The organism is Paenibacillus sp. Dod16 (assembly GCF_049893405.1).
Classification (GTDB): Bacteria; Bacillota; Bacilli; order Paenibacillales; family Paenibacillaceae; genus Paenibacillus_AQ.
The window spans coordinates 33,038-46,573 of the sequence record NZ_JBNDYG010000001.1 but is presented as its reverse complement, the minus strand read 5'-3'; the positions used below and the strand labels follow the sequence as shown (position 1 = coordinate 46,573).

Genomic DNA, 13,536 nt, shown 5'->3' with positions numbered 1-13,536 from the left:
AAACGCACGCTCAACCTTTTTTAACCATGAGCTCAATCTCATGCCTATGCTAAACTCCGGCTTCGACAGGCGCCGCCTTTACCTTTTTGCCGTACAGCAGCATAAGCGGGATGCTGATCACAAATGCCCCGGCAACTAGCAGGAAGGGAATTCTCGGATCAATGCCATACGCCCAGCCGCCAATGATGCCGGATGGCGAAATGACAATAAGGATGAGCACCTGGAGCAGCGCAAATATTTTGGCGCGGTTCTCATCGTCTATGGCGTTGGCCACCGCAGTCTCCAAGTATGGGTACGTCATCATGGTGCCGATTGCGGCAATGACGGTGCTCAAGCTCAGCACCAGAAGATCCCCTTGCGGCGCAAACACCAGTATGACATTGGACAATACCGATATAACAAACCCCCATACCATCGTCCGGTGCACATGCTGCTCCCCGATCCGGGGCATGATCCACCGCATGAATATCAGCATAATAACGGAGGAGAATGCCGGAAAGACCGAGATCAGGCCGCTGCCCAAATGCAAATATTCCACCATGAAAATGGAGACATAGGTCGTCTTCACCGTCATCTGAAAATTAAATAATATATACACGCCGAAGATCATCAGCAGCAGCGGATTTCCGAGCATGCTCTTCATCACTGAAGCATAGTCGGACATCCCTTCCCGCAGGCTCATTGCCTTCGTTTCTTTCATCTTGCGGTAACCGATATCCGTCTCCCTTGTCGCATAGTGGCGCCCGATGAACTGGATCGTCATCAGGATACAAGCCAGCACGAACATGATGCGCACCCCGGGCACAAGCGTAAAATGATACACCAGCAGCCCGCCGATCGGTGCAAACAAGCCGCCGACGACGCTAATCAGCTGCAGCAGCGTAAAGACATAGGTCCGCTCCTTCGGCGCGGTGTCCTCCACCAGCAGACAGTAAAAGGCGGTATGCGGCACCTTCTGAAAGCCGTTGATGACCGCCGCGATCACAAAAAACCAGAAGTTCTGCGAGACCGCCCAGAGCAGTGTAGCCACGGTCCAGCTTAGTACGTCGAAGTACAGCAAAGCCTTTTTTCTGCCTAAACGGTCCGTTAAATACCCGCTGAGAAACGAAGAAAGCACCTGCACAAGCAAACCGATGGAGGTAATCCAGCCGATTCCCGTCTCGGTTACCCCAAGTTGGTACATGTAGATCGAGGTGTACGTCGTGAACATGCTGTAAGGAATAAGAAACAGCGGCTCGTAGACGAGACAGCCCCGCGCATTGCCAGTCAATTGCCGAAACGAAGTAGAACCCATAATATCCTCCGGACCTGAAATGTAGTCGTTGCTTAGCCATTATAGCGCAACCGGGCCTGCAGCAGGATAGGAATGTTGAAGGATTTTTGAGGCGATTCGGGAAATGCCGATCCAATCAGCAAGGTTACTCCTTGCCGCGCTCAGCAGCCCCCTCACCTTCTTGTAAGGCAGCCTCAGGCAATAGCACGGTGATGGTGGTTCCTCGACCTACTTCAGACCACACATTTACCCGGCCCCGATGTGCTTCGACAATCGCCTTGGCGATGCTCATCCCGAGTCCCGAGCCGTCCATGCTCTCTTCGGTATTCGTTCCCCTGTAGTAACGCTCGAACAGATTGCAGCGGGTCTCTTCGTCCATCCCCACGCCTTGATCCGCAACCACGATCGCCGCACCGCCCGGACGTCTCTCCACCCGGACCTCAACGTTTACCCCATCCGGATTATGCTTCACGGCATTCGTGATCAGGTTATCCATCAACCGCTGCAGCCACTTGGCATTGCCGTCGACGAGCAGCGCCTCTTCGCCGCCGATATAGTTGAAATTCGCATCCAGCGTAGCATCATTGACGTATTTCAGCACGCAGCGGCGCACCAGCTCATTCAGGTCAAGCCGGGTCAGCTCCTGCGGGCGGATCTCGCTTCTCAGACGGAAGACGAGCGAGAAATCATTGATCAGCTCCAGCATGTAGTCCCCTTTTTCCCGAATCACCGTTCCCATCTCCCGCAGTTCCTCCTGACTCCAATCCTGCGGTGCATTCTCAAGCATATAGCCGTAACCCTGGATGGAGGACAACGGAGTACGCAAATCATGCGATATCCCGGACATCCATTCTTCCCGGTTACGATCGAGCCGCTCCCGTTCCCTCTCGGTCTCGGCAAGCTGCTCCGCCATCTTGTAAAACGAATGAATCACTTCCTTGTACAGCTTGAAGCGCGTGCGCAGCTTTCCGTTCTTACGGAATACCCGCTTCCGGTCCTTCGGCGTCAGCACTTCCTCGTAAGCTCCGCTCCCCATCCGCTCAAACCACCCGGTAAACAGCAGCAGCGGCCGGCTGTACCGATATCCATGCCATATGGCGACCCCTAGCGACAGCACAAGCACGCAGACCATCGTCCATAACGCCACGCGGATCAGCTCGTTCATCATCGGTCTTTTTTCCAGCGCCCCATCCTGCGGCGTATGATATACCCAGGTGTTGCCGCTGTCCGTATCGCGATAAACCGCGATATGCGTGGAATACGTGCCCGGCTGCTCCTGCATCGTAATGATCTCCAGCGGGTGGTAGCTTACCTTATTGTCTGAATCTGTTCCAATCGCTTGGACAACGCGGCCCTCCCGGTCAATGACATGCAAATAACCGCCTAGACCGGCTAATTCGCGTTCGAGCTTCGCTTCATCCTCCGGCCTCACCTTGCCGCCGTTCTGATATTGGGCATACCATTCCCGAAGACGGTCCGAACCCTCATCGATACGTCCGATCAGATACAGCAGCGGTTCTTCATAGGTCAGATCCATCTGCCAATCCATCGTGTACTCGCCGAGACGGCGCTCCTCCTTGATCTCGAGCAAGGTGCTTACCGAGTACTCCGACGGAACATCCGGAGCCGTATTGGTGGAAAGAATCACGTTTCCGTCCATATCCACCACTTGCAGCCACATATCCTTCTCTTGAAGCAGGAGCTTCCACTGTTCCTGCAGCAGGACCTCCCCATTCTCCGTCACCGTCTCGGTCACGATGCTGTTCAGGACACCTGTCGGAAAGTTCCGTTTGATCTCATCCTCGCTGATATGTTTGATCAGGAAGAATAAGAGCACGATCAGGAAGCAAAACATAAACGCCGAGAACGCAATCAATTGGTACGTAAAATGAAAGGCCAGCCTTCTGCGCAGTCTCATCGGGCTTTCTCCTTAACCAGCTTGTAGCCGAGCCCCCGGACCGTCAACAAATATTGCGGGTTGCTCGGATCCTCCTCGATGCGTTCACGGATGCGGCGGATATGTACCATGACGGTGTTGTCCTCGCCCATGCCGTCGATGCCCCACACGGCTTCGTACAGCTGAGACTTGGAGAATACGACCCCCGGATGCTTGCAAAAATAAAGCAGCAGCTGAAAGACCTGCGCCGGACAAGGCACAGGCTCTCCCAGCACCGTAAGCTCCCCGGCGGATTCATCGACCTTAAACCGGCCGAAATCCCATGCACGCTGGATCACCGGCTGCTCGGCCGACACGGTGGCCCCGATGCCGCCACGGCGCAGACGCGCCTTGATCCTTGCGGCAATCTCCAGCGGATTAAAGGGCTTGGTGACATAATCGTCCCCGCCCATCGCAAAACCGGTCAGCACATCCAGATCCGACGCTTTGGCCGTCAGAAACAGAATGTGCGGACTGCCATAGGAGCGGATCTGCGGACAGAGATCAAATCCCGTGCCGTCCGGCAGCATGACATCGAGCAGCACGATATCCGCTCCATGTGCAGCGATTTCGCTAAGCGCTTCCTTACAGCTGGAAGCCGTATATATGCGGTTAAAGCCTTCCTTGCGCAGCACCATCTGCAGCATTTTCACAATGGAAGGTTCGTCATCTACAATTAAAATTCGTGTTTGATCCATTTTATCCTCACCCGACATTTATGCTAGCACAACAACCTTAACAGGAGTTAAACAAATGCGGGAAGAGTTAAGAAAAAGTTAGGTTGCCGTTTCCGAGTTATTTCATTTCGAGCTTTATACTTGGTGTCAGAGGTGATTGACATGAATTCAAATAAACGTTCCACGGCCGTGGATGCGATTCGCGGCTTGAGCTTGCTCGGCATCCTGATGGCCAATATGCTTATTTTTCAATACGGCATGTTCGGCAAAGACGAGCTGCATTTCTTCCAGCCATCCACGCTGGATCTGATCAGCCATGACATGCTGAAAGTATTCGTAGAGGGCAGCTTCATGCCGATCTTCACGTTCCTGTTCGGTTACAGCATGATCAAGATGCGGGAAAGCCTGATCGGCAAAGGGCTCAAATACGGACGCAGCTTTTTCCGCAGGTCCGTGCTGCTGATCGTTCTCGGTTTGCTCCATTCGACCTTCATCTGGGAAGGCGATATTCTGCTGTTTTACGGAGCGATCGGACTCTTCCTGGTGCTGTTTGTGAAACGGAAGGCCAAAACAATCCTGATCTGGGGGATCCTCTTACTGGCGCTGATGTCCCTCCTCGGATATGGCTCCATGGAGCCTACGGCAGGTGAAGCCGAGCGTATGGAGAATTATGTGAAGCAGTCTATTGAGGTGTACGGCAATGGCACGTACCGAGAGATTCTGAACTTTCGTTCAACTGAGGAAATGCCCATCGACCTTCCGGATTGGTTGATGCTGCTGGTCATTCTGATTGCTCCGCTGATGAGCGCGCCAATGTTCCTGTTTGGTATGGTCGCCGCCAAACGCGGGCGCTTCCTTCATCCCTCCATGGAGATCAAGCTGTATCTAAGATGGTCTCTGCTCATACCGGTCGGGCTTGGACTAAAGACAGCAGGGGTTATGCTCGGATCCACCCACGGCTGGAGCGGCGTACTTACGATGCTTGGCGGACCTCTGCTCGCGCTGGGTTATATACATCTGTTCGCTTCCCTATATGCCTTCTCTTCTAAACAATCGGTCATCATCCGGGCGTTTGAAGCGGTTGGACGGATGTCGCTAACCAACTATCTAACGCAAAGCGTTGTGTGCGTACTGATATTCTACGGATTCGGATTGGGCCTGTTCGGCAAGCTCGGCGTTCTGCAAGGAGCGCTGCTAGCGATCCTCGTCTATGCCGTACTAGCAACGGCCAGCCTGCTCTGGTTGAAGCGGTTCCGCAGCGGACCCGTTGAACGGCTGCTGCGCATCGGCACCTATTGGTCATGGAGCGGCAGGGCGAAACCCAAAGTCATGACGCCGGCTGCAGCCGTACCTGCGGCAGAGTTTCCGGCAGAAGGTCCTCCGGTGACTTAATTAATTAAGCCGCAGCTTTGGCTTAAAGCCGGGGAGCCCCAGCTACGAGGCTCTTGTGGCTCTTGTGGCTCTTGTGGCTCCCTAGCTCCCAAGATGAAATCGGCCCTTCCGTTCAGGTATAATGGACATACAGGCAAGGGCTAGACATTTTTGGAATTTATCCGGTCATCATCGAAGGAGGAATCTTGCATGCTGGTTGTTACAAACTCGATTAAGGTTAAACCGGGCTTCGGACAAGAAATTGCGCAGCGATTCGCTGAAGCGAAGGGTGTCCAGGAGATTGAGGGATTCGTGCGGATGGAAGTATGGCACGAAGCCAAAGAAGGCGCAGAGGCAGAGGAACTGAAGGTCTCTACGGTATGGGAAGACGAGGAAGCGTTCAAACGCTGGACTTCCAGTGAATCGTTCAGGCAATCCCACGGTCAGGGCCGCAACGAGAATATTTTGGGCGCTTCCTTAAACAAATATGAGCTGTTGATCAGTCATAAGAAGTAATATGGAACGGGTTTTCACCCTAAATACCCCGCCCGGGCGTTTGCCTGTGGCAGGGTATTTTTTTGCCGTGGTATGATAATGCCTTCTCCCTTCATTCCGTTCACGATCCCTGTGAAACCAATAGGACATGCCTCAAGGCCCCTGATCGTTTATCGTGTATCCCGGCAGCAATTCAGGGTTGTGGGATCGACCCAGCTCGACCATGTACTTGTTCAGATCGTTCAACTCGGGACCCGCCAGCACATACGATTGTCCATCCACCTCGAACTCGTTCGCCACGCGGACCTCCTGCTCGCCCTGCACAACGTCCATAAAGAACAGAAATCCCGGTTTCTCGTTATCCGTGATCCGCTTGGCTTGAAGATTGTCCACTCGCTCCATAACCGGTTCTATGTCCTGCTTCTGATCCAGCACCATCCGTGTGCCATCCCCATAAACCACATGAATGGCCTTCACCTTCGCTGCATCCAGCTTCATCAGTTTCTTGACGGAGTACAAGCTCATGTCTGCAGACCCCGCATCCTCGTCAAATCCGCTGCAGCCGACCATGCCCAGAACAACGATAATTCCAACCATCATGATGAACGCGAGCTTACTGGACAACCCTTCATCCCCCCAAACGAAAATCTCACCATCTGTATCCATTCCAAAGTGACCAAATATGATCAGGGCGAAATGGTTATATTAAGCACGATCAGGCAAAGCCATACATTCTGAGCAAAAGGAGCTTACGTCATATGGAAAGCACGCACGATTTTGTGGAAAAAATGAACGAGAATGCGGAGAAGGCCCGTCGCAACAAGGAAAATCACGGCAAAGGAACGCCAAGCGATAAGCTGCCGACCAAGCAGCACGGCACCAAGAAGTAATGACGCATACCGCGATCCTCACAGGATCGCGGTATGATATCAGCAACGGTTCGAACACCGGTTATCCGTGCTTCCTATTACATATGATTTACAGTCCGTCGGATGCCTGCTTCAACAAGGATCCGAGCGCATCATAATCGACATGCTGCCCGGACGAAATTTTGATGGTCTTTCGCTCAGGCGGTCCTTCAAACGACGCTTCAGGCCAATCCAGGCCATCCGCATTGAAAATCGTAAAGCTTACGGCGCTCTTCGCGACGCTGATCACGGCTGCATATTTTCCGTTTTTCAGAAAATGGGGCTTTTTGTATTGAAGCCGTTCCGAAACGTCCGGGATCGTGCCGTGCACAAGCTCCCGAAGCCGCTCGCTGACCTCCACCTTCCAGGTATCACTAATGGCTGCAATGTAATCAGTAACTTCTTGATTCATATTATTGGCTCCCTCTGTATCGTAGTATGGTATTTTTTCAACTCAGCCCTGATGAACCATCTGCCAAGTCATGCCGAACCGGTCCACCACTTCACCGTAGTAGGCTCCCCAAGGCTGCAGAGCAAAAGGATACTTCTCAGTACCCCCATCGCTGAGATGGCGATAGGCAGCCCGGGCGTCTTCCTCGTTATCGAACGTGATGGCCAGACCCATGCTCGTGCTCTTGCCAGTTTCCTGAAACGCATCGGTGAGGATCAGCTTGTTGCCGCAGGCCAGCGTTAACGACATGTGCATCACCTTATCCTGATGGACTTCCGGTATGCCCGGCATGTCCTTGAAGGTAGTCAGCAAATCGATCTCTCCACCCAGCGCTTGCATGTAAAAATTCGCCTGACCTCTTGCATCCTCCGAAATAATAAAAGGTACCATTTGTGCTTGCATGTTCATCTTCCTCTCGGTTTTTTTGTTTTATATCTAAATGACGAACGAGGTTTTATGTAATCGACACATCTTCATATTTTTTTAAAAAGTTTTTTTAAAAAGTTTCTTTAGTTTGTCTTAGGACTCCGCTGACAGGCATTCTGCCGCACGGTCAAGCAGCAAAGCACGTTCCCTCAGGTTATCCGTTAGCGATGCGGCCAGCTTGAACTCCGCGCAGGCTTCGTCCAGGCGTCCCAGCTTGAAGAGCAGGTCTCCCCTTACGCTCGGGAGGAGATGGTATCCCTTCAAGGCCGGCTCGCCACGTAAAACATCCACGATCTCAAGCCCGATCTCCGGACCGAAAGCCATGGAGAGGGCCACGGCCCGGTTCAATTCCACGATGGGCGAAGGAGAAACCTGGGCCAAGGCCTCATATAACGCGGAGATGCGAATCCAATCGGTCTCTGCTGCAGTGGGCGCTCCGGCATGACAAGCGGAGATGGCAGCTTGTATGGCGTAAGGTCCCGTCATTCCGCCCAACCGCTCGATCCGTTCCAGAGCGGCAAAACCGCGCCGAATCAATAAATAATCCCACAACGCCCGATTCTGATCCATGAGAAGGACAGGCTCCCCCTCCGCATTGACCCGGGACTTGAACCTAGAGGATTGAAATTCCATTAACGCAACCAACCCATGCACCTCGGCCTCCGTCGGCGCGATCTCTGCCAGCACCCGCCCGATCCGAAGCGCTTCCTGGCACAGCAGCGGACGAATCCACTGGCTGCCCGAGGACGCTGCGTACCCCTCGTTAAACATGAGGTAGATGACCTCAAGAACCGATGACAACCGCGGTTTAAGCTCTGCTCCTTGAGGAATCTCGAATGCCACCCGGGTCGCCGACAGCGTCCGTTTGGCACGAACGATTCGCTGCGCGATCGTTGGTTCAGGCACAAGATAGGCGTGAGCAATCTCCGCTGTCGTTAATCCGCCGAGCAAACGCAGCGTCAGAGCTACGCGCGCCTCAGGGGAAAGAACCGGATGGCAGGTCATGAAGATCAGCCGCAGAAGATCATCGTTCACTTCCCCCGCCTCCGGTACCTCCATATCCGAATCCATCCGGGAATCTATTTCGCGTCCGAGCAGCTCATACTTCTGATCGCGCACCTTATTCCGGCGCAGCAGATCCAGCGCTTTGCGCTTCGCAGCGGTCATGAGCCATCCACCGGGATTATCCGGTATTCCGTTTATCGGCCAGTGTTCCAGCGCAGCGATTAGCGCATCCTGAGCAAGATCCTCGGCGATCCCGACGTCACGAACCATTCGAGTCAGGTAGGCAATGATTTTGGAGGATTCGATTCTCCAGATGGCATCGATCGTACGATGGGTATCTGCAGCTGACATTATGGATTCTGCCTTTGAATGTGTTCACGCATTTCGTATTGTTTAGCCTGCGCCTCCGGATCCTGCGTCAGCTCTGTCGGTTCAAAGACCTGGCGGAGCTCGATCTGGCCCCCACCGAAGCCGTGCGGATCCGGCATGCGTTTAGCCCATTCGATCGCCTCTTCCCTCGTCTTTACTTCGATCAAGGTATACCCCGCGATCAGTTCCTTCGCTTCCGTAAAGGGACCATCGGTAATTTTCGGCTTCCCCCCCGGCTCTGGATAAGATATCCGAATGGCGCCCGAGCTTGGATGGAGCCCGTCGGCAGCAAGGAGCACGCCCGCTCTGGCCAGCTCCATGTTGTACCTCATCATGGCATCCAATTGCTCTGCGCTTGGCAGCACGCCTGCCTCGGAATCCTCGGTTGCCTTAACAATCATCATAAATCTCATTCTTATTCCCTCCTGGTTATCAAGATTAAACTTAAAATTTTCGTTCTATGCTAAACCAACGAATAGAGAATCCCCTAATCGACAAAGGCGTCAACATTTTTAAAAAAATAATAGGTTACAACCCATTTCGTTACTGGGCCGTGTATTCCTGTTAAAAAATTCGGCTCCATGAAAAAAAAGACCAATCAAGGCAAAACGCTTGATTGGTCCATGGAGAAGGCGATGATCCTGATCCAAACCAGTTCCTATGGCAGACTGTTTATCCCATGGACTTGGCTCGCTCTCGATATGTTTTATTCTTCGCCCGATTGCCGCAGGCTTTCGATCGAGCACCATTTTCCCGTTCCCGGCCGCGAGCGGTATAATTTTATGAATATTATGACAGGAGATCGCCGCATCGGCACCGAATTGATTAGCTACCATTTTTAAGGAATGCGGTGATCTTTTATGGATACTAACATTCCGAACCGGATCCATATTATCGGCTCCGTCGGAAGCGGTAAAACGACACTCGCCAGGACCCTGTCCACCCTGTTCCACATTCCTTATTACGAGCTCGACAATGTGGTGTGGGAGCGAGCCGAGCCGAACGATATTCGGAGGAGTGAAGCAGACAGGGATGCGATGTTACTAAGTATCGTCAACAAGAAATGCTGGATCATCGAAGGCGCTCACCTCAAATGGGTCAGCCCCAGCTTCTGCCGTGCAGAGCTTATCGTATTCCTGAACCCCTCCTACTCAACAATAACCTACCGAATCATCACAAGGTTCATCAAGCAGCGACTGCGACTTGAACAGGCCCACTACACCCCCACCTGGGACATGTTCAAAAAAATGTTCGAATGGAGCGCAGCTTATCAGCGGGAAGGCAAATATCAGATTCAGGATACGCTCGAAGATTATCCCGGCAATGTCGTCGTCGTAAAAGATCTCAAACAGCTTGAACAACGGCTCGAACAGTGGAGGTCGCCCATAGAACAGCAAGAAAGGACCTCTGGTTAACCAAAGGTCCTTCTCACTTAGAAAATATCCATGCTCAAATACCGCTCTCCCGTATCCGGGGCAATGCAGACAACCCGCTTCCCTTCCCCCAGCCCCTTCGCTACGCGAAGAGCAGCGAATACCGATGCACCGGAGGACGGTCCTACCAGAATGCCTTCCCTGCGAGCCAAGTCCCGCACCGTTTGCAACGCATCCTCGTCGGCGATCTGGATGATCTCATCATATACGCCCGTATTCAGAATCTTCGGTACAAAGCCCGGGCTCGTGCCCACCAGCTTGTGCGGTCCAGGCTGTCCGCCGGAGAGCACGGGGGAGCCCTTCGGCTCGACTACCGCAATGTGCAGGTTCGGCAATGACTTCCTCAACTCTTCCCCGGTTCCGGTTACGGTACCACCCGTTCCCGCCGTCGCCACGAAGGCGTCAAGCCGACCTTCCATCTGCTCCAATATTTCCGGCGCCGTAGTCACCCGGTGAATGTCCGGGTTGGCCGCATTCTCGAACTGCTGCGGAATGAAGCTTCCGGGAATCTGCTCCTTGAGCTCCAGCGCCTTGGCAATCGAACCCGGCATGCGTTCGCTGCTCGGTGTCAGCACGACTTCCGCGCCGTACGCCTTCAATATATTGATCCGTTCCTTGGACATATTGTCCGGCATAATCAGGATAGCCCGGTAACCCTTGGCGGCCGCAATCATCGCCAGGCCAATGCCGGTATTCCCGCTTGTTGGCTCAATAATGGTACCGCCCGGCTGGAGGAGTCCTTGTTCCTCGGCGGTATGAATCAGGTTGTACGCCGCGCGGTCCTTCACGCTGCCGGAAGGATTGAATCTCTCAAGCTTTACATAGACATCGGCAGCGCTTGGAGGCACTAGGCGCTGAAGTTTCACCATGGGCGTCTGACCGATCATATCCACCACACTGTTATAAATCTTCACGATGTTGAAACTCTCCTTTATATATGAAGTGAAATCATTCTCCACCAAACCGAATTTCTATAAAGACAATAAGCTTACTCGGATTATAACAAAAACGTCATTCGACGTACATTCTCAGATGACAGACCGCTCTTAGAGGAAGTTTTTCTTGCGATATCAGGAAGTTACATGCTTCGAAGTTTATACTTTCTGGTATCTTAACAAAAACGTCGATCGACGTACATGCCCAGATGACAGACCGCGTTTAGAGGAAGTTTTTCTTGCGATATCAGGAAGCTACAAGCTTCGAAGTTTATGCTTTCTGATATCTTAACAAAAACGTCATTCGACGTACATTCTCAGACGACGGACCGCGTTTAGAGGAAGTTTTTCTTGCGATATCAGGAAGCTACAAGCTTGAAAGTTTATGCTTTCTGGTATCTTAACAAAAACGTCATTCGACGTACATTCCCGGATGACGGACCGCGTTTAGAGGAAGTTTTTCTTGCGATATCAGGAAGCTACAAGCTTGAAAGTTTATACTTTCTGGTATCTTAACAAAAACGTCATTCGACGTACATTCCTAGATGACAGACCGCGTTTAGAGGAAGTTTTTCTTGCGATATCAGGAAGCTACAAGCTTCGAAGTTATACTTTCTGGTATCTTAACAAAAACGTCGATCGACGTACATTCTCAGATGACAGACCGCGTTTAGTTGATGTATTTCGCGCGGGCCAGGCTCGCCGCTTCCGTATGAATTTATGGTATGCTATCCAAAGAAAATAACGATCGGGCTCCCTCTCGGAAGACAAATTTCTTCCATGGTCTTGTGCACGATCCGCATGTTAGAGGAGGCGCAAGAAAGCGTGAATATTCCGCTGTCACTACCTGAAGATCAACCCGTTCTGCTGCTCGACCGGACCCATGATTTAGCGCACCAGGACGTACTGTACCATTTTGCGCTGGACGAGCTCCTGTGCAGGCTGACCGGAGATGGCGGGCCTGCCATCTGTCATCTGTGGCGGCATCCGCGCGCCTTTGTGATGGGCGTGCGCGACAGCCGCCTCCCTTATGCGCCGCAAGGGGAAGCCATGCTTCACTCTCTCGGCTATGACACCGCCGTCCGCCATTCGGGCGGTGCTGCCGTACCCTTGGACGCTGGCGTGGTGAACCTGTCCCTCATCCTCCCCTTTTCCTCTGCGGGACCGGCACCTGACTTTCATCAGGACTTTGAAATCATGGTGGAGCTGATCCGGGAAGCCCTCCGCGGCACCGGACAGAACGTAGATACCGGCGAAATTGCCGGTGCCTTCTGTCCGGGAACGTTCGATTTAAGCATAGACGGCCTTAAATTCTGCGGTATTGCCCAGCGGCGGCAACGTAAAGCGTTCATTATCCAAGCTTTTATCATCGCCGAAGGGTCAGGCAGCGAGCGCGCCCGGCTGGTTCGTTCCTTCTATGATATTGCCGCTGCGGGAGCAGACCCCAAGCAGTATCCTCTGGTAGAAGCCAACAGCACCGCCAGTCTTGAAGAGCTTACGAGCATCGGCACCGGCCAGAACGCCGTGCACGCGTTTATAGCCGCGGTAAAAGAGGTCATTCGCAGCTGGCAGTCAGGCAAGGAGCTGACAGAGGCCGCTTCCAGGTTTACGATGCCAGGCTCTGAGGAGATTCGTAATATGGCTGAGCAAATGCGGCAGCGGTATAACCTTAATTAAACATAATAAAGAACCATATAGGCTGATTAATCAGTCTGTATGGTTCTTTATATTCTTTCATTTTGTAGTACTGACGGGAGCATGCAACAGTTCTTGCAGTGCTGTTCTTGCAGATATCCAAGAGACGAATAAACAAACTAATGGACACTAGATCCGTTATTTCAAAAAAACAGCAACTTTCCCCCGTACTTCCGGACTCAGAATCCGCTATCTACTATAAATACCACGAATAACAGCCATATTCTATGTAATAACGGATCTGGTGTCCTCATGTAACCCCCAACTCACCAATCGTGGCGTAATAGCGGAACCTCTGTCCTCAAATCATCGCAACTGTTGACACACTCATGCAGGGTCTGGTATTCCGCGGACCAATAAACCGCGCACTATCGATACCATCCGTTCATCGATACAATCCGTCCATCAATCCATTCGCGTCCTTCGATTCATTCTATCCCTTCGACACAGCAGGTTGATCGTAACGAATCGATCGGCCGTTCAGTCGATCCACACAATCCATCCATCAATTCAATCCAATCAATTCACCCTAGGGACCCAAATAACTGAATTGTTCATCTTG

At 52.4% G+C, this 13,536-nt stretch carries 15 protein-coding genes; 6 read left to right on the top strand and 9 right to left on the bottom strand.

The features are described 5' to 3' along the window. Positions 1-49: 49 nt before the first annotated feature. The 3 genes from ACPV3A_RS00210 to ACPV3A_RS00200 all read right to left on the bottom strand — a co-directional run bounded on the left by ACPV3A_RS00210 (position 50) and on the right by ACPV3A_RS00200 (position 3,907). Positions 50-1,294 carry an MFS transporter gene (locus ACPV3A_RS00210; RefSeq protein ID WP_426197836.1) on the bottom strand — a complete coding sequence of 415 codons (1,245 nt, stop codon included), beginning with the start codon at positions 1,292-1,294 and terminating at the stop codon, positions 50-52. A gap of 124 nt (positions 1,295-1,418) precedes the next feature. Continuing rightward, positions 1,419-3,191 (bottom strand): sensor histidine kinase, encoded by a 1,773-nt coding sequence (locus ACPV3A_RS00205; RefSeq protein ID WP_426197835.1) that lies wholly within the window; start codon positions 3,189-3,191, stop codon positions 1,419-1,421. Beyond that, a complete protein-coding gene (locus tag ACPV3A_RS00200; protein ID WP_194540020.1) occupies positions 3,188-3,907 on the bottom strand; it encodes a response regulator transcription factor in 720 nt (239 codons plus the stop codon). Before ACPV3A_RS00200 ends, ACPV3A_RS00205 begins: the two co-directional genes overlap by 4 nt. 141 nt (positions 3,908-4,048) lie before the next feature. Here ACPV3A_RS00200 and ACPV3A_RS00195 point away from each other — a divergent pair, with 141 nt between their 5' ends. Next, the gene (locus ACPV3A_RS00195; RefSeq protein WP_426197834.1) at positions 4,049-5,278 is read left to right on the top strand and encodes a DUF418 domain-containing protein; all 1,230 of its coding nucleotides are present in this window, start codon (positions 4,049-4,051) and stop codon (positions 5,276-5,278) included. A 189-nt stretch (positions 5,279-5,467) separates the two neighbouring features. Further along, positions 5,468-5,773: an antibiotic biosynthesis monooxygenase gene (locus tag ACPV3A_RS00190; protein WP_009590367.1), complete on the top strand. Its 306-nt coding sequence runs from the start codon at positions 5,468-5,470 to the stop codon at positions 5,771-5,773. Positions 5,774-5,905: 132 nt separating this feature from the next. On the opposite strand, the gene ACPV3A_RS00185 is transcribed toward ACPV3A_RS00190, so the two are convergent. Beyond that, complete coding sequence (locus ACPV3A_RS00185; protein ID WP_426197833.1) at positions 5,906-6,376, bottom strand: hypothetical protein; 471 nt, start codon at positions 6,374-6,376, stop codon at positions 5,906-5,908. Positions 6,377-6,510: 134 nt separating this feature from the next. Here ACPV3A_RS00185 and ACPV3A_RS00180 point away from each other — a divergent pair, with 134 nt between their 5' ends. Beyond that, a complete protein-coding gene (locus ACPV3A_RS00180; RefSeq protein ID WP_009590359.1) occupies positions 6,511-6,642 on the top strand; it encodes a DUF4023 domain-containing protein in 132 nt (43 codons plus the stop codon). Between the two features lie 88 nt (positions 6,643-6,730). Here the strand turns inward: ACPV3A_RS00180 and ACPV3A_RS00175 are convergent, their stop codons facing one another. The 4 genes from ACPV3A_RS00175 to ACPV3A_RS00160 form a co-directional block, all read right to left on the bottom strand. Continuing rightward, a complete protein-coding gene (locus ACPV3A_RS00175; protein ID WP_194540024.1) occupies positions 6,731-7,072 on the bottom strand; it encodes a DUF1801 domain-containing protein in 342 nt (113 codons plus the stop codon). 42 nt (positions 7,073-7,114) lie between these two features. After that, positions 7,115-7,513 carry a VOC family protein gene (locus ACPV3A_RS00170; RefSeq protein ID WP_194540025.1) on the bottom strand — a complete coding sequence of 133 codons (399 nt, stop codon included), beginning with the start codon at positions 7,511-7,513 and terminating at the stop codon, positions 7,115-7,117. Positions 7,514-7,630: 117 nt separating this feature from the next. After that, complete coding sequence (locus ACPV3A_RS00165; protein WP_426197832.1) at positions 7,631-8,893, bottom strand: RNA polymerase sigma factor; 1,263 nt, start codon at positions 8,891-8,893, stop codon at positions 7,631-7,633. Then, entirely contained in the window at positions 8,893-9,324 is a 432-nt protein-coding gene (locus ACPV3A_RS00160; protein ID WP_220687237.1) for a YciI family protein, read from the bottom strand. Before ACPV3A_RS00160 ends, ACPV3A_RS00165 begins: the two co-directional genes overlap by 1 nt. 168 nt (positions 9,325-9,492) lie before the next feature. On the opposite strand from ACPV3A_RS00160, the gene ACPV3A_RS00155 reads away from it, so the two are divergent. Together ACPV3A_RS00155 and ACPV3A_RS00150 are read left to right on the top strand one after the other, a co-directional pair. After that, on the top strand, positions 9,493-9,753 hold the full coding sequence (locus ACPV3A_RS00155; RefSeq protein ID WP_426197831.1) for a hypothetical protein: 261 nt from the start codon (positions 9,493-9,495) through the stop codon (positions 9,751-9,753). Positions 9,754-9,771: 18 nt separating this feature from the next. Further along, the gene (locus tag ACPV3A_RS00150; protein WP_426197830.1) at positions 9,772-10,326 is read left to right on the top strand and encodes a DNA topology modulation protein FlaR; all 555 of its coding nucleotides are present in this window, start codon (positions 9,772-9,774) and stop codon (positions 10,324-10,326) included. A gap of 17 nt (positions 10,327-10,343) precedes the next feature. Here ACPV3A_RS00150 and cysK read toward each other — a convergent pair whose 3' ends face one another. Beyond that, positions 10,344-11,231 carry a cysteine synthase A gene (gene cysK / locus ACPV3A_RS00145; protein WP_426197965.1) on the bottom strand — a complete coding sequence of 296 codons (888 nt, stop codon included), beginning with the start codon at positions 11,229-11,231 and terminating at the stop codon, positions 10,344-10,346. A gap of 873 nt (positions 11,232-12,104) precedes the next feature. Here cysK and ACPV3A_RS00140 point away from each other — a divergent pair. Then, positions 12,105-12,956: a lipoate--protein ligase family protein gene (locus ACPV3A_RS00140; RefSeq protein WP_426197964.1), complete on the top strand. Its 852-nt coding sequence runs from the start codon at positions 12,105-12,107 to the stop codon at positions 12,954-12,956. Positions 12,957-13,536 lie beyond the last annotated feature (580 nt).